Origin of the sequence: Bradyrhizobium iriomotense (genome assembly GCF_018130765.1) — a bacterium.
GTDB lineage: Bacteria > Pseudomonadota > Alphaproteobacteria > Rhizobiales > Xanthobacteraceae > Bradyrhizobium > Bradyrhizobium iriomotense_A.
In genome coordinates, this window is the sequence record NZ_JAFCJZ010000028.1 from 76,107 (window position 1) to 96,723 (window position 20,617).

General features: G+C 64.4%; 17 protein-coding genes. 8 read left to right on the forward strand and 9 right to left on the reverse strand.

Annotated elements, in window-relative coordinates; translation table 11 throughout:
• The first annotated feature begins 4 nt into the window (after positions 1-4).
• The 7 genes from JQ635_RS34190 (at position 5) to JQ635_RS34220 (ending at position 7,462) form a co-directional block, all read left to right on the forward strand.
• Positions 5-715 (forward strand): DUF1028 domain-containing protein, encoded by a 711-nt coding sequence (locus tag JQ635_RS34190; RefSeq protein WP_211414170.1) that lies wholly within the window; start codon positions 5-7, stop codon positions 713-715.
• On the forward strand, positions 712-1,701 hold the full coding sequence (locus JQ635_RS34195) for an ABC transporter ATP-binding protein (RefSeq protein WP_211414171.1): 990 nt from the start codon (positions 712-714) through the stop codon (positions 1,699-1,701). Before JQ635_RS34190 ends, JQ635_RS34195 begins: the two co-directional genes overlap by 4 nt.
• Positions 1,701-2,807, forward strand: coding sequence for an ABC transporter ATP-binding protein (locus JQ635_RS34200; RefSeq protein WP_211414172.1), 1,107 nt, complete (start codon positions 1,701-1,703; stop codon positions 2,805-2,807). Before JQ635_RS34195 ends, JQ635_RS34200 begins: the two co-directional genes overlap by 1 nt.
• 17 nt (positions 2,808-2,824) lie before the next feature.
• Positions 2,825-4,336 carry an ABC transporter substrate-binding protein gene (locus tag JQ635_RS34205; protein WP_211414173.1) on the forward strand — a complete coding sequence of 504 codons (1,512 nt, stop codon included), beginning with the start codon at positions 2,825-2,827 and terminating at the stop codon, positions 4,334-4,336.
• Positions 4,337-4,367: 31 nt separating this feature from the next.
• Positions 4,368-5,309 carry an ABC transporter permease gene (locus tag JQ635_RS34210; RefSeq protein ID WP_211414174.1) on the forward strand — a complete coding sequence of 314 codons (942 nt, stop codon included), beginning with the start codon at positions 4,368-4,370 and terminating at the stop codon, positions 5,307-5,309.
• A 4-nt stretch (positions 5,310-5,313) separates the two neighbouring features.
• Positions 5,314-6,204, forward strand: coding sequence for an ABC transporter permease (locus JQ635_RS34215; protein ID WP_211414175.1), 891 nt, complete (start codon positions 5,314-5,316; stop codon positions 6,202-6,204).
• A gap of 154 nt (positions 6,205-6,358) precedes the next feature.
• Positions 6,359-7,462, forward strand: coding sequence for an ISAs1 family transposase (locus JQ635_RS34220; protein ID WP_211414176.1), 1,104 nt, complete (start codon positions 6,359-6,361; stop codon positions 7,460-7,462).
• Between the two features lie 172 nt (positions 7,463-7,634).
• Here the strand turns inward: JQ635_RS34220 and cnbZ are convergent, their stop codons facing one another.
• From cnbZ to JQ635_RS34265, 9 genes are all read right to left on the reverse strand, one after another.
• A complete protein-coding gene (cnbZ, locus tag JQ635_RS34225; RefSeq protein ID WP_211414177.1) occupies positions 7,635-8,381 on the reverse strand; it encodes a 2-amino-5-chloromuconate deaminase CnbZ in 747 nt (248 codons plus the stop codon).
• A 9-nt stretch (positions 8,382-8,390) separates the two neighbouring features.
• Positions 8,391-9,641 (reverse strand): adenylate/guanylate cyclase domain-containing protein, encoded by a 1,251-nt coding sequence (locus JQ635_RS34230; protein WP_211414178.1) that lies wholly within the window; start codon positions 9,639-9,641, stop codon positions 8,391-8,393.
• On the reverse strand, positions 9,638-10,027 hold the full coding sequence (locus JQ635_RS34235) for a response regulator (RefSeq protein ID WP_211414179.1): 390 nt from the start codon (positions 10,025-10,027) through the stop codon (positions 9,638-9,640). Before JQ635_RS34235 ends, JQ635_RS34230 begins: the two co-directional genes overlap by 4 nt.
• Complete coding sequence (locus JQ635_RS34240) at positions 10,024-12,621, reverse strand: ATP-binding protein (RefSeq protein ID WP_211414180.1); 2,598 nt, start codon at positions 12,619-12,621, stop codon at positions 10,024-10,026. Before JQ635_RS34240 ends, JQ635_RS34235 begins: the two co-directional genes overlap by 4 nt.
• Before the next feature lie 146 nt (positions 12,622-12,767).
• Positions 12,768-15,863, reverse strand: coding sequence for a MexW/MexI family multidrug efflux RND transporter permease subunit (locus JQ635_RS34245; RefSeq protein ID WP_211414181.1), 3,096 nt, complete (start codon positions 15,861-15,863; stop codon positions 12,768-12,770).
• A gap of 70 nt (positions 15,864-15,933) precedes the next feature.
• The gene (locus JQ635_RS34250) at positions 15,934-17,127 is read right to left on the reverse strand and encodes an efflux RND transporter periplasmic adaptor subunit (RefSeq protein WP_211414182.1); all 1,194 of its coding nucleotides are present in this window, start codon (positions 17,125-17,127) and stop codon (positions 15,934-15,936) included.
• 1 nt (position 17,128) lies between these two features.
• Complete coding sequence (locus JQ635_RS34255) at positions 17,129-17,830, reverse strand: TetR/AcrR family transcriptional regulator (protein ID WP_211414206.1); 702 nt, start codon at positions 17,828-17,830, stop codon at positions 17,129-17,131.
• A gap of 141 nt (positions 17,831-17,971) precedes the next feature.
• Positions 17,972-18,562 carry a thiamine pyrophosphate-dependent enzyme gene (locus JQ635_RS34260; RefSeq protein WP_211414183.1) on the reverse strand — a complete coding sequence of 197 codons (591 nt, stop codon included), beginning with the start codon at positions 18,560-18,562 and terminating at the stop codon, positions 17,972-17,974.
• On the reverse strand, positions 18,559-19,101 hold the full coding sequence (locus tag JQ635_RS34265) for a phosphonopyruvate decarboxylase (protein ID WP_211414184.1): 543 nt from the start codon (positions 19,099-19,101) through the stop codon (positions 18,559-18,561). Before JQ635_RS34265 ends, JQ635_RS34260 begins: the two co-directional genes overlap by 4 nt.
• 105 nt (positions 19,102-19,206) lie before the next feature.
• Between JQ635_RS34265 and JQ635_RS34270 the strand changes: the two genes are divergently transcribed.
• Positions 19,207-20,427 carry a cytochrome P450 gene (locus tag JQ635_RS34270; protein WP_211414185.1) on the forward strand — a complete coding sequence of 407 codons (1,221 nt, stop codon included), beginning with the start codon at positions 19,207-19,209 and terminating at the stop codon, positions 20,425-20,427.
• Positions 20,428-20,617: the final 190 nt, after the last annotated feature.

Genomic DNA, 20,617 nt, shown 5'->3' on the forward strand with positions numbered 1-20,617 from the left:
ACACATGACCTGGTCGATCATCGCGCGCGATCCTGCTACCGGCCAGTTCGGCATCGCGGTAGCGACCCGCTTCTTCGCCGTTGGCGCGCGCGTGCCCTATATCGCCGCCGGCCTCGGCGCGATCGCGACCCAGGCCTTCGTCAATCCCTATTACGGCATCGACGGCGTGAAGCTGCTGCGCGAAGGTTTGAACGTCCACGACGTGCTCGCTACCCTGCTCGCGACCGATGAGGGCCGCGAGAGCCGCCAGGTCCACATCATGGACGCGAGCGGCGAGATCGCAGCACATACAGGGCGTGACTGCGTCGACTGGTACGGCCACATCGCGGGTAGCGGCTTCTCCATCGCCGGCAACATGCTGGCCGGCGCCGACGTGCTCGACGAGACCGCGAAGACCTACATCGCCAATGACAGCCTGCCCTTCCCCCGCCGCTTGCTCGCGGCGATGCGCGCCGGCGAAGCCGCCGGCGGCGACAAGCGCGGCAAGCAATCGGCTGCGCTGCTGATCCACGGCGAAGAGGAGTGGCCGGCGCTGGACATTCGCGCCGACGATCATCCCGATCCGCTCGGCGAGCTCGAACGGCTCGAACGCGTCAGCCACGAGCTCTGGGTTCACTTCCGCCCGTCCATGCCGACGCGGCAGAATCCGGCCGGCAACACCGATCGCAGCGTTATCGACGCCAGCATTGCCGCAGCGCGCGCAAGGCAATCATGAGCGCCAGCCCCCTCATCGAGATCAGCGATCTCCGTATCCGCTTTCATGGCGACGATGGCCGCGTGACCCACGCCGTCGACAGCGTCGATCTCAGCGTCGCCAGTGGCGCCACGCTCGGCCTCGTCGGCGAATCCGGCTGCGGCAAGAGCGTGACGTCGCTGGCGATCATGGGGCTCTTGCCGAAGCAGAGCGCGGAGATTTCGGGCGCGATCCGCTTCGACGGTTTTGACCTGCTGAAGACCCCGGACCAGACGTTGCGCGATCTGCGCGGCAACCGGCTCGCGATGATCTTCCAGGAGCCGATGACCTCGCTCAACCCGAGCTTTACGATCGGCGACCAGATCATCGAGACGATCCTGCGTCACCGCGGCGGCTCGCGGAAGAGCGCGCGCGAGCGCGCGATCGAACTCCTGCGCCGCGTCCACATCCCTTCGCCCGAGCGGCGCATCGACGAATATCCGCACAAGCTCTCCGGCGGCATGCGCCAGCGCGTGATGATCGCGATGGCGCTGGCCTGCGATCCGCGGCTCCTGATCGCGGACGAGCCGACCACCGCGCTCGACGTCACCCTGCAGGCGCAGATCCTGGAGCTGATGCGCGAGCTGAAGGCGGCAAGCGGCGCCGCGATCATCCTGATCACCCACGATCTCGGCGTCGTCGCCGAGGTCTGCGACGAGGTCGCGGTGATGTATGCCGGCGAGATCGTCGAGCGCGCGCCGGTGGATGAGCTGTTCTCCGCGCCGCAGCATCCCTACACCGTCGGCCTGCTTGGCTCGATCCCGCGGCTCGATCACCGCGCCGAGCAGCTTGCGACGATCGAAGGCATGGTCCCGAATATGGCGCAACCACCGGCCGGTTGCCGCTTCGCCGCGCGTTGTCCCTTCGCGCTGGACGCCTGCACCAAGGCGCCGCCGCCGCTGGTGGAGGTCAGCCCGGGCCACCTCTCGCGCTGCATCCGCGCGCCGCTCGAACTGCTGGTGTCGTGATGGCGCTGCTCGAGGTCGACGGTCTGGTCAAGCATTTCGTCGCCGAGCGCTCGCTGTTCGGCCGGGCGCTCGCGCATGTCAAAGCCGTTGATGGCGTGTCCTTCTCGCTGGAGGCCGGCAAGACGCTGGCGCTCGTCGGCGAATCCGGTTGCGGCAAGTCCACCGTCAGCCGCCTGGTGCTGCGGCTGATCGAGCCCGATGCCGGCACGGTGCGCTTTGATGGACGCGACCTGCTTTCGCTCGACGCCAGCGGATTGCGCGCCTTTCGCCGCGAGGCGCAGATCATCTTCCAGGACCCCTACGCTTCGCTCAATCCGCGCATGACGGTCGGCCAGATCCTGACCGAGCCGCTGGCGCTGCACGATCTCGTGCCGCCGGCGCGGCGGCCCGAACGCGTCGCGGAGATCTTGCGGCTGGTCGGGCTGGAGCCGCGCCTCGCCCGGCGCTATCCGCACGAGTTCTCCGGCGGTCAGCGCCAGCGCATCGCCATCGCCCGCGCGCTCGCGGTCGAACCGAAGCTGATCATCTGCGACGAGCCGGTTTCGGCGCTCGACGTCTCGATCCGCTCGCAGATCCTGAACCTGCTGCGCGAACTCCAGGACCGGCTCGGCCTCGCCTACATCTTCGTCTCGCACGACCTCGCCGTGGTCAAGCACGTCGCCGACCACGTCGCGGTGATGAATCTCGGCCAGATCGTCGAGACCGCGGAGGCCGACGCGTTGTTCGCAGCGCCGCGCCATCCCTATAGCCGCGCACTGTTGTCCGCGATCCCCGTGCCCAAACCGCGGGCAAAGAGCAGCCGGATTGTGCTGCAGGGAGAGATCCCCAGCGCGCTCAATCCGCCGCCGGGATGCCGCTTCCACACCCGCTGCCCCTATGTGGTCGACCGTTGCCGCAGCGAAATGCCGCGGCTTGTGGCGGATGGCACCGGACATGCAACGGCTTGCCACCGAACGTCGGAACTGCCGTCCTCGGCGGCGATCGTCCCGATGGACGGCGGCTTCTCGCCGGTTCTTGAAAAATTGGTCGCAGCCTTCAGCGGCGGGCCGGAAGCAGCGCGCGGCGGCGGGGTTAGTTCAGTTGGGGCGCCTCCCGCATTGAGGTAGAACAGAGGTTGAGAGCGATGAGTTTCATGCGTTTGACAATCCTGGCGTCAGCCTTGCTGACGTCGCTCGTGGGCACGGCCCAGGCTCAGACCACGCTTCGCATCGGGATCGCCGAAGACCCCGACATTCTCGATCCCAGCATCGGCCGCACCTATGTCGGCCGCATCGTGTTCTCCGCCTTCTGCGACAAGTTGTTCGACATCGACGAGAAGCTCAACATCGTGCCGCAGCTGGCGCTGTCCCACGAAACGTCGGCCGACGGCAAGGAGATGACGATCAAGCTCCGCCCGGGCGTCAAATTCCACGACGGCGAGCCGCTGGATGCGGAGGCTGCAAAATTCTCGCTCGAGCGTCACATGACGCTGCCGACTTCGTTCCGGAAATCCGAGCTTGCCAGCGTCGACCACGTCGAGGTGGTCGATCCCCTCACCATCAAGCTGGTGCTGAAGACGCCCTACTCGCCGCTCATCGCCCAGCTCACCGACCGATCCGGCATGATGGTGTCGCCGAAGGCGGCGAAGGAAGCCGGCGACAAGTTCGGCCTGCATCCGGTCTGCGCCGGCCCCTACAAATTCGTCGAGCGCGTCCAGCAGGACCGGATGGTGTTCGAGAAGTTCGCCGACTACTGGAACAAGGACAACGTTCACATCGACCGCGTCGTGTTCCAGCCGATCATCGACTCGACCGTGCGGCTTGCAAACCTGAAATCCGGTGCGCTCGACCTGATCGAGCGCGTGCTCGCGACCGACATCAAGGACGTCCGCGCCGATCCCAAGCTGGTGCTGTCGACGGCCCCCGAGCTCGGCTATCAAGGCCTCACCATCAACATCGGCAACGACAAGGCCAAGGGGCCGCTCAGCCAGTCGGCGAAGGTGCGCCAGGCGCTCAGCCTGTCGATCGACCGCGAGGCCATCAACCAGGTCGTGTTCAACGGCGAGTTCACCCCGGGCAATCAGTGGGTCAGCCCGACGCATCCCTATTACCAGAAGGCCTTTCCGATTCCGGGCCGCGACATCGCCAAGGCCAAGGCGCTGTTGAAGGAAGCCGGCGTCAGCCTCCCCGTCACCGTCGACTACATGGTCCCCAAGGGCACCGAGTACGAGGCCGTCGCGCAGGTCGTGCAGTCCATGGCCGCGGAAGCCGGCTTCGACATCAAGATCCGCGCCGTCGAATTCGCGACCACCTTCAAGCAATCCCAGGCCGGCGAATTCCAGGTGTTCCAGATCAACTGGAGCGGCCGTATCGATCCCGACGGCAATTCCTACATCTTCATGCGCAGCAAGGCGCCGCAGAACGACGGAGGCTATTCGAACCCCGAGGCCGACAAGCTGCTGGAAGAGGGGCGGGCGACATCCAACGTCGAGGAACGCAAGGCGATCTACGGGAAGCTGACCAAGATCCTGCTCGACGACCTGCCGATCATCTACATCTATCACCGCACGTTGCTGATCGCCCACACGAAGAAGCTCGAGGGCTATCGGCAGATGCCCGACGGGCTGGTGCGCGTGGTCGGGTTGAAGTTCAAGTGAACACGACAGCGCCCACGAAGCGACCGGCATCATGCTGAACTTCCTCGCCCGCCGGATCGCGCAGATCGTGCCCACGCTGTTCTTCGTGTCGGTGCTGATCTTCTCGCTGCAACAATTGCTGCCGGGCGACCCCGCGCTGGTGATGGCCGGCGAGGAGCGCGATCCCGCCGTGATCGAGCAGATCCGCCAGCAATACAAGCTCGATCAGCCGATCCCGGTGCAATACGTCTATTGGCTCAAGGGCGTCCTGACGGGCAATTTCGGCGAGTCCCTACGCAACAAGATGCCGGTGCGCGAGCTGATCGCGCAGAAGCTGCCGGTGACGCTCCAGCTCGGCTCGATGGCGATCCTGATCGCGTTCTTCATCGGCATTCCCGCCGGTATCGTCTCAGCGGTGAAGAAGGGCACGGCTTGGGACTACGGTGCCAATCTGTTTGCGCTGTGGGGCATCTCGACACCAAACTTCTGGCTCGGGATCATGCTGATCTTCCTGTTCTCGATCGAGCTCGGCTGGCTGCCGCCCTCGGGCTACGTTCCGCTCACCGAGAACTGGCGTGCGAGCCTTGCTGCCACCATCATGCCGGCCTTCGTGCTCGGCAACGCGATCTCCGCGATCCTGATGCGGCATACGCGCAGCGCGATGCTCCAGGTGCTGGAAAGCGACTATGTCCGCACGGCGCGCGCCAAGGGACTGTCGGAGCGCTCGGTCATCCTCAAGCATGCGATGCGTAACGCGCTGACACCCGTCATCACGCTCGGCGCGCTCGAGCTCGGCACGCTGCTGTCGGGCGCCGTGCTGACCGAGCAGATCTTCTCCATTCCCGGCTTCGGCAAGCTGATCGTGGACGCGGTCTTCAACCGCGACTATGCGGTCGTGCAAGGCGTCGTGCTGGTGACGGCCACCGTCTACATCACGCTGAACCTCGTTGCCGACGTCGCCTATATTCTCGTCAATCCGCGGCTGCGGGGCTAGCGCCATGACCGACGCCGCGCTGCCCGCCGCCCCCTCAGCCACGCAAGCCTATGAGCTCGACAGCCCGGCGCGCCGCGCGCGGCGGCGGCTGTTCAAGCGCAAGGCCGCCGTGTTCGGGCTTGTCGTCATCACGATGTTCATCGCGTTGGCAGTCCTTGCGCCCATCGTCGTGCCCTACGATCCCATGGCGACCAGTTGGAGCCTGGTGCGCAAGCCAGCCACCGCTGCGCACTGGTTCGGTACCGACGAGCTCGGCCGCGACATCCTGAGCCGCGTCGTCTACGGCGCGCGCGCCTCCTTGCTCGCAGGCCTCATCTCGGTCGCGATCGCGCTCGGCATCGGCGTGCCGCTCGGCCTCCTCGCCGGCTATCGCGGCGGCTTCACCGACGCACTGATCAGCCGCATCACCGATGCGATGCTGGCCTGCCCCTTCCTGATCCTGGCGATCGCGCTGGCCGCGTTTCTCGGCCCGAGCCTCGGCAATGCCATGATCGCGATCGGCATCTCGGCAACCCCGATCTTCATCCGCCTGACTCGAGGCCAGGTGCTGGTCGTCAAGGCCGAGGACTATGTCGAGGCCGCGCGTGCGCTCGGCAATCCGCCGTGGCGGATCGCATTCTCGCATATCCTGCCGAATATCCTGCCGGCGCTGCTGGTGCAGGCGACGCTGTCGATCGCAGCGGCCATCATCGCCGAGGCCGCGCTATCATTCCTGGGCCTTGGCCAGCAACCGCCGGCGCCGTCCTGGGGCAGCATGCTCTACGCGGCTCAGCGCTTCCTGACCCAGGCGCCGTGGATGGCGATCTGGCCGGGGCTTGCGATTTTCCTCGTGGTGCTGTCGCTGAACCTGCTCGGCGACGGCCTGCGTGACGCGCTCGACCCAAGGCAGCGCTAGCGCCTGAAGGAATGAGCCTCGCCTAGTGCCCCGACACAGGTACGTTCCCTCCCCCCTTGCGGGGCAGGGGAATCGCATATGGCTTTTCGCTGGCTATTGCATTGTGAGGCCAGACAGATTCTGAAGGCGACTCCCGGGTTATGGAGGGGGTCGAATGAAGGAGTTCAAGAGGGCCTTTCGGCGGCTACCGGACCCGCGCGCGGACAATGCTAGGCACGATCTGTTGGAGGTGCTGTTCATCGCACTTGCGGCGATGCTGTGCGGGGCGGAGTCGTGTTCGGACATGGCGGATTTCGGGCAGTCGAAGGAGGAGCTGTTGCGGCTCTTTCTTCGACTGGATCACGGCATCCCGAGCCACGACACATTCAGTCGGGTGTTCCGCCTGCTCAAACCGCAAGCCTTTGAGCGCGCATTTCGTCGCTTCATGGCGGCTTTTGCCAAGGCCAATCGTATCGAGCTGACCGGGGTGGTAGCGGTTGACGGCAAGGCCCTGCGCGGGGCCTACGAACGCGGCGGCAAGGCTACCCCGCTGCACATGGTCAACGTCTTCGCGGTGGATGCCCGCATGGCCCTGGCTCAGCAGAAGGCATCTGGTCGCAACGAGACGGCCGGCGCTTTAGAGGTGCTGGACCTTCTATCGCTGGAAGGCTGCATCGTTACCGCCGATGCGCTGCATTGTAACCGCGCGTTTGCGGCGACGGTGCGCGAGCGCGGCGGCGACTATGTTCTGGCGATCAAGGCTAACCGCGGGCGCCTGTTCACCGCGGTGACCCAACAATTTGCGCGATCGGGCAAGCGCAGCACAGCTGAGCAGATCGACCCTTCCAGCCATGATCGACGCGAAGTGCGACGTGCCACAATCATGCGCAATACCAGCTTGGCAGGCCTCTACGGCTTCCCAGGTGCCGCCGCGATAGGGCGCATTACCTCGCGCAGGCGCCTGCGCGGCAAGCCGGCCGATGCGCCTGTCGTGCGCCACTATCTCCTGTCCAAATACATTGCTCCCAAGCGGCTGCTTCACGTCACCCGCAGTCATTGGGGCATCGAGAACCAGCTCCATTGGGTGCTCGACGTCCATTTTGCCGAGGACAGCAACCGCTCGCGCTGCGACCATGCGCCCGAGAACCTTGCCATTCTGCGCAGGCTTGCCCTCAACATCCTGCGAACTCACCCGGATACAGCATCCTTGCGGCGCAAAATTAAGCGCGCAGGCTGGGACAACACCTTCCTCATGGCTGCCCTCAGCCATATGCGATAGCCCTGCCTTGCGGGGGAGGGCTAGGGAGAGGGGTAGCCCAGCAAAAAGTATCAGTTGTTGAAGCAGCGCCGAGCGCCGGTGTGCGATGGAGAGAATCCCCGTGTGGCACCCCCCTCCCTGCCCCTCCCCCGCAAGGGGGGAGGGAACGGAGAGAGCGTCGCCCTCGAGGATCTCAAATCACGACCTCCCGCATCACGCGGCGGCAATCCATCTCGTATTCGAGATCGACCACTGGCGGCCGGGCGAAGTGCCAGGTCAAGCCGGAGCGCAGCGCGCCACGGCGGACCAGCTCGTCGACCAGCGCGTGGTGGAAGTCGTGCACGGAATAGGCCTGCACGCCGGTCGTGTCCTTCCAGCCGAAGCCAAAGGCCACCATCCGGTTTTCCATCTGCGACGTCGTGGTGAAGCGCACCTTCTCGCGCAGCCCTTCCGGGCTGAGGTCGCGGTAGCGCACCGTGCGCTCGACATAAGTGCCGCTGCCCTCGCGTGCCTCGGCGCCACCGGCGATGACGAAGCTGGGTGCGTTCGATCGCGTCGGGCGCGTGAAGGAGAAGGCGTAGAACGACGGCTCGGACGGCGGATCGATCTCAGGACAGACATTGCTGCGCGCCACCGGATTGGTGGTGCCGTCAAAGATGCCCCATTCGGACAGCGTCTTCACGTAATGCAGGTTGAACGCGCGGAAGCCTTCCTCGCTGAAGGCGGCCGGCGAGCGCAGCTCGCAGGCACAGAACGCCGTCAGCGGACGCCCCGCCTCCCGGATGAATTTTGCGGCCAGCGCAAATCCCTCGGCCAGCGGCACCAGGCGGTCGAAGCGGACGCGCTCGATCTCGTAGCCCTCATCCGCGGCAGCGCCGGCCGAATACTGGAACACGGACGGGATGAAACGATAGTTGCCGGCGGAGAATTCACGCGTCATGACGAACTCCTATTCCAGTTGCATGCGAATGCCCTTGGCGCCGTTGAGCAGACGCTTCAGGTGAAACCCGGCCAGCGGATCGTCGGCGTAGACGCCTACCAGCGCCGCAAAAGCCGGCATGGCCGCGGCATCGCCGGCCTCCATCTTGGCAAAGGCTTCGGAATATTGCGCCGTCGCCGGCGCTTCGAACCTGTCCTGCGGCAGCGGTTCGAACGCACGCAGCGGCTCGCTGCGTCCGCGCAGCATCAGCTCCCCCACAGGGCGGCCATGGAAATTTTCCGCTCCCTTCGCCACGCTGGCGCTAACACAGATGCGCGTTCCCAGATGCTTGTTCGCCGCCTCGAGCCGGGCCGCAATATTGATGGTGTCACCATAGGCCGTGTAGTCGAAGAAGCGGTTGCCGCCGAAATTGCCGACCAGCGCAGGACCTGCATGGGCACCGATGCGGGTCGTCCCGAAATTCACCCCTTTCGCTTTCCAGCGCGCCGAAAAATCCTGCGCCCAGGCGTCGAGAGCATGCGCGCAGGCAACCGCACGCGTCGCATAGTCCGGCTGGTCGCCGGGGGCATTGAACAGCACCTGGATCGCATCACCGATGATCTTGGCGACCGTTCCCTCATGCGCGAACACGATCTCCGTCATGCCGCCGACATATTCGTTGAGGAGCTGGCCGAGCGTCTGCGGAGGCGCGGTCTCGACCAGCGAGGTGAAGCCGGTGATGTCGGTGAAGAGGGTGGCGACATCGCGCCACTGCACCTCCATGCCGTCGCCCTCGACATCCGCCGCCAGGCGTCTTGCGATCTCCGGCGAGAAGAATCGCGACAGCGAGGCATGGGCGCGCTCGGCTTCCATCTGGCGCCGCCGCACGTCGCGCAGCATCTCCACATGGCGGATGGTCTTCTGGATCGTGGTCTCCAAATCGGCGAAATCGATCGGCTTGGTCAGGAAGTCGAACGCGCCGCGGTTCATGGCGGTGCGGATGTTGCTCATGTCGCCATAGGCAGAGACGATGATGGTCGACTTCTTGTCCTCGGCCTCCTGGAGCTTCGCCAGCAGCGACAACCCGTCCATCCGCGGCATGTTGATGTCGGAGACCACCATGTCGACATGCGGGTTCTGCTCCAGCGACTCCAGCGCCTCGATGCCGTCGCGGGCGAACATCAGGGCGAGCTGCCCATCGCGAATCTGCCTGCGGAACTTCTGCAGGATCAGCGCTTCCAGGTCCGGCTCATCGTCGACGAAGAGGATGGTCGCGGTCATGCGGCTTGCTCGAGCCTCGTATCGATCTCCTGGCGCAGCAACGCAAAGTCGATCGGCTTGGTCAGGAGCCCGTGGGCGCCCCGCTCGATCGCCTTCCGGCGCGTCTCGGCGTCGCCATAGGCGGTGATCATGATGACGGGAACATGCGGATAGTCGGCGCGCACCTTCGGCAGCATGTCGAGCCCACTCATGCCGGGCATGTTGACGTCTGACAGGATCAGGATCAGCGAAGGATCCCGAACCTCGGCGGCACGCCTCAGCGCATCGGCCGCAGAGGGCGCAAACTCCATCTGGAAACGGCCGGTGCGCAGGTCGCGCCGGAACTGCTGCCTGAACAGCGGCTCGATGTCGGGCTCGTCATCGACGACCAGGATATAAACGTTCAAGTCTTGCCTCCGGGTGTGTCGCCCGCTGCCATCGTCCGCGGCAGCGTGATGATGAATTCGGTGAATACACCGGCGTCGGTCTTCACGTCGATGGTGCCGCCGTGCTGCTTCACCACGATGTCGTGGCTCATGGACAGGCCCAGCCCGGTGCCTTCGCCGGCCGGCTTTGTCGTGAAGAACGGGTTGAACAGCTTCTCCTTCACCTCGGGCGGAATTCCGGTGCCGTTGTCGCGGATCCGGATCTCGACCTTGTCACCGAGGTTTCTCGTTGCCGCGCTCAGGGTGGACTCAAAACCTTCCGCCGCACTCTCCTTGCGCTTGGCCGCGGCGTAGAAGCCATTCGAGATCAGGTTGAGGAGAACACGCGTGATCTCCTGCGGATAGATATCCACCATGCCGGCGGAGGGGTCGAACGCGCGCTCGAGCGTGACGTTGAAGGCGGGCCTTTCGGCGCGCGCGCCGTGATAGGCGAGATTGAGGCTTTCCTCCACCACCGCGTTGATATCGACGGGGCGATGTTCGCCGGATCCCTGGCGCGAATGCAGCAGCATGTTCCTGACGATGGAATCGGCGCGCTTGCCGTGCTGCACCACCTTCTCGAGATTACCCCTGAGCATCGCAGTCAGCTCGACGACCTCTTCCCTGGTCTTGTCGTCGAGCGAGGCCGATTGCAGGACCTCGTTGAGCTCGTCGATCAGCTCGGTCGAGACCGCGGAGAAATTGTTGATGAAATTGAGCGGATTCTTGATCTCATGGGCAATGCCGGCCGTCAGCTGGCCGAGGGAGGCGAGCTTCTCCGTCTGGACCAGGCGATCCTGCGCGGCGCGCAGGTTGTCGAGCGATTGCGACAGCTCGGTCGTACGCTCGCGCAATTGCTTCAACAGGCGCGTATTCTCGATCGCGATGACGGCTTGCTTGGTAAAGTTCTCAACCAGCGCGACCTGTTTGTCCGTGAAGCCGCGAATCTCCTGTCGAAAAATCGTGATCGCGCCGATCAGATCATCCTTTTTCAGCATAGGTACGGAGAGAAGCGTTCGGGCGCCGGCAACGTCGGCCATTCCGACGACAAAGGGAACACCGGCCTTGTAACCGGGACTTTCTCTCAAATCACTGATCTGCGCCGGCTGATGCGTCGCGATGATTGCAGCCAGCGTCGTTCCTGGATGCGGAAAGATCGGAGTCCGCTTGCGGAACGCGGAGAATTCGGACGGGATGTTGTAGTCGGTGACGATATTGAATTTCTCGCCGTCCCACAGATTCATCGTGCCGAAATTCGCTCCGCAGACGCGGGTCGCATTCTCCAACATCTTCTGGAACACCGGCTCCAACTCGCCCGGAGAGGAGCTGATGACTTCGAGCACCTCCGATGTCGCCGTTTGTTGCTCGAGCGACTCGCGCAATTCGGCGGTCCGCTGATCGACCTTGTTTTCGAGGTCAGCATAGGATTCCTGCAGGCGCGCGCCCATGTCGTTGAACTGGTCCGCGAGCCCCTCGAGCTCGTCGCCGGTCTTGATCGAGATGCGTTGCGCAAAATCGCCGCCGCCGATCCGCTCGGCGCCGCTGCGCAGCGCCTGGATCGGCCCGACCATGCGGCGCGCGAGAAATATCCCGGCGAGCACAGCGAAGATCGACGCTGCCAGCAGCACGATCGCGAGCCGCTGCAGCGAGGCGTACAGCGCGGCATAGGCCTCCTCGACCGGCAGCTCGACGAACATGGTCCAGTGCAGCGGCGCGATCGGAGCCGACGCGGTCAGCACCTTCTGGCCCTGGATGCTGCGCGCTTCAGGAAGCGCGTCGGACATGGTGCCGTTTCCAGCCTGCGCGGCGCGCACCTGTGCGAGGCCAGACATGTCGGTGTTGCGCAGGACGAGGCTGATGTCGGGATGGGCGATCAGACGCCCTTCCGGGCCGACCACATAGGCATGACCGTGCTCGCCGACCTTGATCTGGGAGACGACGTCCCAGATCAGCTTGAGATTGACCTCGGCGATGCTGACGCCGGCATCCTTGCGGGCGCCGGCTAGCGCCAGCGTCATGTAGGGCTCGGAGTCACGGCGGAAATAGACCGGCCCGTAATAGACCTTGCGGGCGACCGCCTCGGTGAATTTTGGATCGGCCGACAGGTCGATCCCGCTGTCGATCGCGTCCATTGCCAGCCGCGAGACCCGCAACCGCTCCTTGCCGGTCGAATCCACCTGGGCGAGCTCGGTGATCGCCGGCACCTGACGCAGCAGCCGCAGCGCGTCGAACCGGCGCTGCTCGATCGAGCCCGCCGACCAGGGCAGCTGCGTGGTCCAGCCGAGCTGGCTCTCGATCTCCTTGACGAACTGGCCGATCTTGGCCGCAGCCGCCTCGGCCTGCTCATGCTGGACCCGGATCAGCGAGGCCTTGTGCTCGCGATAATAGAAGAAGACCTCGAACAGCCCGTTGGCGAGCAGCGCGACGGCGACGACGGCCACGAACAGCGCGACGTATTTGGCGAACAGCCGGGTCCTGATCCCCCGTCCGGGCGCTTCGCCCGACACGACGCCATTCGAGGCCGTGCTCGGCGACGTCCTGGCTTGCGGTGTGTCTGGATGGAGGGAGAGGCTCATCCCGCGGAACCTAGCAAGAAGACCCGACCTTGTCTCTCGCCTGCCCGGCTGCGGACCCGCTGGATCGGGGCCGGCGCCAGGCCACCAACGAAAAAGGGCGGCAGCGGACCCGCCGCTGCCGCCCTCCGATTGGCTTGCCTGCGGCCTCAGGTCGGCCGCAGCGCCTTGGCGCCCAGGTCGAGCTCGTTGACCTGCTTGTTCCGCTCTGAATCGGCCGCCGCACGATGGTCGGTCGCCAGCACCACATAGACCGCGGGCAGCACGAACAGCGTGAACAGCGTGCCGATCGACATGCCGGCGACGACGACCAGGCCGATCGAGAAGCGGCTGGCCGCGCCCGCACCGGTCGCGGTCAGCAGCGGGATCAGGCCGGTCACCATCGCGGCCGTGGTCATCAGGATCGGCCGCAGGCGGATGCGGGCCGACATCTCGATGGCCGAACGGCGGTCGAGCCGCTCCTTGACCTGGAGCTCGTTGGCGAACTCCACCATCAGGATGCCGTGCTTGGTGATCAGGCCAACCAGGGTGAGCAGACCGACCTGGGTGTAGATGTTCATGGTCGCCACGCCGAAGAACAGCGGGATCAGCGCGCCGACGATCGCCATCGGCACCGAGATCATGATCACGAACGGGTCACGCAGGCTCTCGAACTGCGCCGCCAGCACCAGGAAGATGATGATCAGCGCGAAACCGAAGGTGATCGCGAGCTGATTGCCTTCCTGGACGTATTGCCGGGAGTCCGCCAGATAGTCGTGGCTGAAGCCGGCCGGCAGCTTCTTGGCCTCGCCCTCGAGGAAGTCCACCGCCGCGCCAACGGTCACGCCGGGCATCGGCACGGCCGAGAAGGTCGCCGAATTGAGCTGATTGTAGTGCGTCAGCGAATTCGGGTCGGTCCTGGTCTTGATCGAGACCACGGTCGACAGCGGGAGCTGCTGGCCGGTGTTGGTGGTTACATAGTAACCGCCGAGCGACTCCGGTGACAGTCTGTTGGCGCGCGGCACCTGCGGGATCACCTGGTAGGACCGGCCTTCGAGATTGAAGCGGTTGATGTAGTTGCCGCCGAGCAGAACCGCGAGCGTAGAGCCGAGGTTCTGCATGTTGACACCGAGATCCTGTGCCTTGCTGCGGTCGATCGTGACCTGAACGCTCGGCTGGTTAAAGGCGAGGTCGCTGTCGGAGACGATGAACATGCCGCTCTTGCGCGCAGCGTCCTTCAGCTTCTCCATCTGCTCAAAGACGGTCTGGTAGCCCGCGGTCGAGTTGATGACCATCTGCACCGGCAGACCGCCGGGACCACCCGGCAACGGCGGCAGGTTGAACGCAAAGGCCTGCACGCCCTCGATCTTGGAAAGCTCGGCCTGCACCAGCGGCTTCAGCTGGATCGACGAGCGCTTGCGCTCGTCCCATGACTTCAAGAGCATGCCGGCGATGCCGCCCTGCGGGCCGTTGATGCCGTTCAGCACGAAGCGCAGATCGGTCTCGGGGAACTTTTGGAACTCCTTGTCGAGCTTATCGCCGTAATAATCGACATAGTCGATGTTGGCGTATTTCGGCGCCTTGGTCACCGCGAAGACGATGCCCTGATCTTCTTCCGGCGCCAGCTCCTTCGAGGTGTGCATATAGAGGAAGCCGACGAGGCCGAGGATCGTCACCGCGAACAGGCCGGTGATCGCCTTGTAGTCGAGCGAGCGGTCGAGCCTGCGGCCATACCAGCGCGTCATCGCGCCAAACACCCGGTTGACCAGCTTGGCGAAGCGGCCTTCTTCGGTGTTCTTCAGCAGCACCGAGCACATCATCGGCGACAGCGTCAGCGCGATCACGCCTGATACGATCACCGAACCGGCAAGCGTGAAGGCGAATTCGCGGAACAGCGAACCAGTGAGGCCACCGAGGAAGCCGATCGGCGCGTACACCGCGGCGAGCGTGATCGTCATCGAGATGACGGGGCCGACGATCTCGCGCGCGCCTTCCATCGCCGACTGTACCGGCGTCTTTCCTTCTTCCAGATGGCGGTGGATGTTCTCCACCACCACGATGGCGTCGTCGACCACGAGACCGATCGCAAGCACCATCGCGAGCAAGGTCAGCAGGTTGAAGCTGAAGCCCAGCGCCAGCATCAAGGTACAGACGCCGATCATCGACAACGGAATGGTGACGACCGGGATGATGACCGAGCGCAGCGAGGCCAGGAACAGGAAGATCACCACGATCACGATGATCACGGCTTCGCCCAGCGTCTTCTCCACCTCGTCGATCGAGGATTGGATGAACTTGGTCGAGTCGTAGGCCACCTTCATCTTCATCGAGGGCGGCAGATTGCGCTCAAGCTCCGGGAACAGCGCCCGCACGCCCTTGACCAGCGTCAACGGATTGCCTTGCGGCGTTGCGTTCACGCCGATGAAGATCGCATGCTCGCCGTTGAAGGCGACGCTCGCGTCGGTACTTTGCGCGGCAAGCTCGACTGTCGCGATGTCCTCCATCCGGACGAAGCCGCCATCCTTGGCCTTGACGATCATCTTCCTGAACTGGTTGACGTCGGTAAGGCTGGTGTTGGTCGAGATGTTGGAAACGATCAGGTAGCCCTTGGTCTGCCCCGCCGCCGACTGGAAGTTGTTGGCCTGGATGGCAGCGGCGACGTCCGCCGGCGACACGTTGCGGCCGGCCATTTTCATGGGATCAAGCCACAGCCGCATCGCAAAAGTCTGGCCGCCGAGAATATCGGCGGAGGCGACGCCGTCGACGGTCGACAGCACCGGCTGCACCACGCGCGTCAGATAATCCGAGATGGCCGAACCCGACAGCTCCTCTGAGGAGAAGCCGAGATACATCACGGCCGTGGTCTGGCCCGTGGTCTTGGTGACGATCGGGTCGTTCGACTCCTTCGGGATCAGGTATTTGACCGAATTCGTCTTCGCCAGCACCTCGGTGAGCGCCTGGTTCGGATCGAAGTTCAGCTTGATGTAGACCTGGATCGTCGAGGTGCCGAGCACCGAGGACGAGGTCATGTAGTCCACGCCTTCGGCGGAAGCGACCGCCTGCTCGATCGGCGTGGTGATGAAGCCCTGGATCAGGTCTGCGGACGCGCCGGGATAGACGGTCGTGATGTTGATGACCGTGTTCGACAGCTTCGGATATTGCCGGATCGGCAGCACCATCGCCGCGCGCAGGCCGATCAGCAGGATCAGCAGACTGACGACGACCGATAGAACCGGGCGCTTGATGAAAATATCGGTAAAGGCCATCGCGGCGATCTCGATTTTGATGTCTTTAGAAAAGTGATCCGGCGAGGCCGGATCACTTGGATGTATTGGATCAGTAGCGCGGCGGCTGCGCCGGAATCTGCGGCGCCGGGTCGGTCGAGATCGACACCGCCGCGCCCGATTGCAGCTTGAGCTGGCCGACGGCGACGACCTTGTCGCCCGCCTTCACGCCCTTGATGATCTCGACGCGACCATCGACCCGGCTGCCGGTCTGCACGAAGGTGCGCACCGCGGAGAGGCTGGTCTTGCCGTCCTCTTCCTTCTTCTCGGTGATCACGAACACGGAGTCGCCGTACAGCGTGTAGTCGACCGCCGTCTCCGGCACGGTGATCACTGCCGGCTTGCTCGGCAGCACCACCGTGGTGGTCACGAACATGCCCGGCTTCAGGATCTTGTCGGGATTGGCGATCGTTGCCTGCACACGGATGTTACGGGTGTCGGCCGCAATCTGTGGCTCGATGGTGGTGATCTTGCCGTCGAAGGTGCGGCCCGGATAGGCGTCGACCTTGAGCCGGACCGGCTGGCCGACCTTGAGGTTACCCGAATCCTTTTCCGTCACGGTGAAGTTGGCCCACAGCTCCGACAGGTCGGTCAATGAGACGATCGCCGTGCCGGCCGTCAGATACTGGCCGACCTCGACCTTGCGGACGCCGAGATCGCCGGAGAACGGCGCGCGCACCAGCTTCTGCGAGATCACCGCCTCGGTCTTGGCGATGCCGGCCAGCGCCTGGTCGTAGGCAGCCTGCGCGGTATCGACGGTCGCCTGCGGACCGAACTGGCGCGAGGCCAGCTGCTTGGCGCGATCGAGCGAGAGCTGCGCGACGGTCGCCTGAGCCTTGTAGTTGGCGAGGTCGCCCTGCTCCGGCATGTCGAAGAACTGCACCAGCGGCGTGCCGGCCTCGACATGCGTACCCGGCTCGAACTTGATCTCGGTGACGCGGCCGTTGACGTCGGCGCTGACGTCGACCTGGTGCACGGCGGCAAGGCCGCCGACTGCGGTGAGCAGGTTCGGCACCACCTCGGACTTCGCCTCGGCCGCGCTGACTGCGGTCGGCGGCGGCTTGTTGTTGGCGAAGAACTGCTTGATCATCTGGCCGCGGAAAGAATTGAACCAGACGAGGCCACCGACGAGCACAGCAAGCAGCGCGCCTACGATGACAAACCAGAGCACCGGCCTGACCGGACGCTTGGGAGCCTTGTTGTCAATCGGTTCGCCCGAAATCTTGTGTTCGGCTACGATGTTCATGTCATGCACTTTCTGCAATCGCCGTCTTGCCCGCATCCGCGGCCTGATCGCGGCCCAAATGCGAAGCAATTGCGGCGTCGTTAAGTCCGATACCCCTCAGGAGAAACTCACAGAGCTGCCGCTCCAGCTCGTTTGCCTTGCCATAAGCGAGACAGGGCGCAGCCGGCAGCCTGGTCAGCGCAGCCATCATCACCGTGTGATGCGCAAACCAGAACAGGTTGAGCGGATCGCCGCTGAATGGCCGCGCGTCACCGCCGGCAACCGCACGCTCGAGCGAGGCGACGAAGACCGCCCCGATCAGCTTCTCGATTTTGGCATATAGCAGACGGGCGAATTCGCCATCATCCAAATGACTCGTGGCCATCAGTCGCAGGCGCTGCGCTTCTTCCTGGTCGGGACCGTCGGCGACGTGGAGGAAGTGCTGGACCATGCCGCGGATCAGCTCGACCAGGGTGGCCGTCGACGGTTCCCGCTCGAGCAGATCGATGAGCGCCGGGTCGGCCTCGCATTCGTCGCTGAGGATTTCGGCGTACAGCGCCGCCTTGGACGGGAAATGCTTGAACAGCAGCGCCTCGGAAATGGCAGCAGCGGCCGCCACGCTCTTCGTCGTGGTGCCGTTATATCCGTGGCGGGCAAAGCAGCGTTTCGCGGCACCGAGGATCAATTGACGCCTCAGGTCGCTCGTCATACGCAATGAGCTCATGGTAGTGAGTAAGCACTCACCCACGCAAAAGTCAAGCACTATGCTGCATCGCAACCTGCATGCGGCGTAAAATCAGTGGAAATTGATCCAACCTGCACGGCCCGCGTGCAGGACGTCGGAGGAATGGGGCAGGCCCGTCAGCTAGATCGGCTGAAAGCCGAGGTCACCGCGAATCCGGTTGAGGATGTAGGTCCCGTCCCGCGTCGGCAGAATTCGCTCCTGACTGGCGCTGTCGATCTTCACATTGGCAAATCGCGGGCCCGCCGACACGTCATGGACGGCTTTGGCGAAGGCCTCGACTTCGGCCATGGTCGAGATCGATTGACTGTCCTTGATGCCGCAGGCCCTCGCGACGCCGACGAGGTCGGCGGCCGCGGAGGTGTGACTGGTCTGGCCGCCGGTCTCGCCATAGGCCTCGTTGTCGAGCACTGCGATCGAGAGGTTGGACGGCTTCTGCAGGCCGATGGTGGCAAGGCTGCCCAGGCCCATCAGCATCTCGCCGTCGCCGGTGATGACCAGCACCGGCAGCTTTGGCTGCGCCAGCGCCAGACCCAGCCCGATCATCGCCGCGCCACCCATGCCGCCCCAGAGATAGAAGTTGCGGGCGTGGTCGCCGACCGCGCACATGTCGTTGGTGGAGGCACCGAGGCCGCCGATCGCGACCACGTCCTTGCGGTTCGCCAGCAGCGTGGACACCACTTGGCGGCGGTCGAGGAGATTGGCCTTGCTCATTTGGTGAAAACCTTGGCGCCGATCAGGCGCTGCGACAGGAGGACTGCGGTGGGCGTGAGCGCGTTGTAGGCTTGCGATGCAGCAGCTTCGAGCACCGCAGGAACTTCCGCCGCGCTGGAGGCGCGCAGCACCTGGACGCCCGACAATTCGAACACGCCCTGCGTGGTCGATCCCATCGGCACCTGCCACGGATTGAACTCGCCCCACTCGCCGCGCATGGTCACGAGCGTGAGGAACGGAAAGCGCAGGATCGGGATCAGCGACAGCATGTTGATGCAATTGCCGACGCCGCTCGACTGCATCAGCAAGACGCCGCGCTGGCCGCCGGCCCAGGCGCCGGCGAGCAGCGCGACGCCCTCCTCCTCCGTCGTCAGCGGAATGCCGCGCATGGTGGAGGAGTCCAGCACGCGCTGGATCAGTTTCGAATGACCGGCATCGGGCACGTAAGGCACCTGCCGGACGTCGAAGCGTTGCAAGGTCGCAAAAATATCGTCGGGCCAGTTCGGCACCGTTTCGGCAGCGTCAGCGCGTGCGTGCATTTTCCTGTCCGGTCGGCTAGCAAGGTGCAAAGACTGTAGACGCATGCACGCGCCGACCAGAACAACAAAAACGGCATAACGGCTTTAACCGGCGAGTATAACGGGATGAACGCAGATGCGAAGGAACTGGCGGCAAGCTTCGACCTCGAGAAGCTGACGCCTGAATTTTACGACAACCCCTATCCGACTTATCGTGCACTGCGGGAGAACGAGCCGGTCAAGCGCCTGCCGAACGGCACCGTGTTCCTGACCCGCTACGACGATCTCGTCACCACCTACAAGAACACGAAGTCGTTCAGCTCGGACAAGAAGCGCGAGTTCGCACCGAAATACGGCGACACCCCGCTCTACGAGCACCACACCACCAGCCTCGTCTTCAACGACCCGCCCTCGCATACCCGCGTGCGCCGCCTGATCATGGGCGCGCTGTCGCCGCGTGCGATCGCGGGCATGGAGGGCGATCTCATCAAGCTGGTCGATGGCCTGCTCGACGCCATCGCCGCCAAGGGCGCGTGTGAGCTGATCGAGGATTTCGCCGCCTCGATTCCCATCGAGGTGATCGGCAATCTGCTCGACGTGCCCCATGACGAGCGCGGACCGCTGCGCGACTGGTCGCTGGCAATCCTCGGCGCGCTCGAACCCGTGGTGTCGACGGAGGCCGCCGCGCGCGGCAACAAGGCGGTGACGGATTTCCTCGCCTATCTCGAAACACTGGTCGCACGGCGGCGCGCAAAGCCGGGCAATCCCGAGCGCGACGTGCTGACGCGGCTCATTCAAGGCGAGGAGAATGGCGAGCGGCTGACCGAGAAGGAGTTGCTGCACAATTGCATCTTCCTGCTCAATGCCGGCCACGAGACCACCACCAACCTGATCGGCAACGGCCTCGTCGCGCTCGACCGCAATCCGGACCAGAAGCAGCGCCTGATCGACAATTCGGACCTGATCAAGACCGCCGTGGAGGAGATGCTGCGCTACGAGAGCTCGAACCAGCTCGGCAACCGCATGACCACGGAAAAGGTCGAGTTCGACGGCGTCATGCTCGAGGCCGGGACGTCGGTGACGCTGTGCATCGGGGCGGCCAACCGCGACCCCGCGCAGTTTCCGGACCCCGAACGTTTCGACATCGCGCGGAGCCCGAACCGGCACCTCGCCTTCGCCACCGGCGCGCATCAATGCGCCGGCATGGCGCTGGCGCGGCTGGAAGGGGCGATTGCGATCTCCCGCTTCCTGGCGCGCTTCCCGAACTATGCCGTCAGCGGCCAGCCGGTGCGGGGCGGACGGGTGCGGTTCCGCGGGTTTTTGAGCGTGCCCTGCACGCTTCGCTGAGGGCCCAAACAAAAAAATGTCGAAAACAACCCCATGCACAGTAGAGGCCGGGTCGACGGGACACCTTGTGGTTCAGCAGAACCATCTGACGTTTCGGGCAAATCGGGCCGCGCCACGCCATCGGCTCATGGAGGCTTTCAACGCGGCCGACTGATACCCAAATCAAGCTGAAGGCCGCCGGAGCAGTCGG